Origin of the sequence: Herbaspirillum aquaticum (assembly GCF_002213425.1) — a bacterium.
In the GTDB taxonomy this organism is placed as follows: domain Bacteria; phylum Pseudomonadota; class Gammaproteobacteria; order Burkholderiales; family Burkholderiaceae_D; genus Herbaspirillum; species Herbaspirillum aquaticum.
Genome location: NZ_NJGV01000066.1, coordinates 1 through 556, shown reverse-complemented (window position 1 = coordinate 556; position 556 = coordinate 1). Strand labels below are relative to the sequence as shown.

Genomic DNA, 556 nt, shown 5'->3' with positions numbered 1-556 from the left:
TCGCTGTCATGAGCAGGATTGTGGTCTAAACATGGGTCAACTTAGGATGCAAATTTCCGGGGAAAGTGGGTCAGTTTTTAGTGCAATTCAACAGCTAAGCAAAGTGATCACCCGTTTTATGCCCAAACAGACGATGATGATCGTCAAGACAGCTGCGATTGCGCTTCCCAATGCTTGTGGTACACCCGCTTGTTGATGAGCGGATGAGCCTGCGCCAGCAAGCATTACGACTACCGAGCCAAATAGAAAGAATGTAATCATCCAATCCATCACCTTGCCCAGCCATGGCCCACATATAAAATTAATCGCTTCGTCATGTGAATCAGTCTTGAGTCGGCTTCCAATCATGTACAGAGTCATCACCAAAAACGACATGAGCAGCGAAGCTATCACCGCGCCTGCAAGGCCTGGCCATCCATAACTAATGAAGAATTGCAAAACCTCCTGTCCCGATGCGAAGCCGACTAAAGTGGACCCATCCGTCAAGACAGCGTTTGCCAGAATTTAAGCTGCATCCATGACTTCACTTGCAGCAGAACAGCGCTGCCCTGATCCT

The 556-nt window shown here is 48.6% G+C and carries 1 protein-coding gene; it reads right to left on the bottom strand.

From position 1 onward, the window contains the following. Window positions 1–87: 87 nt before the first annotated feature. Window positions 88–438: a hypothetical protein gene (locus CEJ45_RS24415; protein ID WP_088757564.1), complete on the bottom strand. Its 351-nt coding sequence runs from the start codon at window positions 436–438 to the stop codon at window positions 88–90. Between the last annotated feature and the right edge of the window lie 118 nt (window positions 439–556).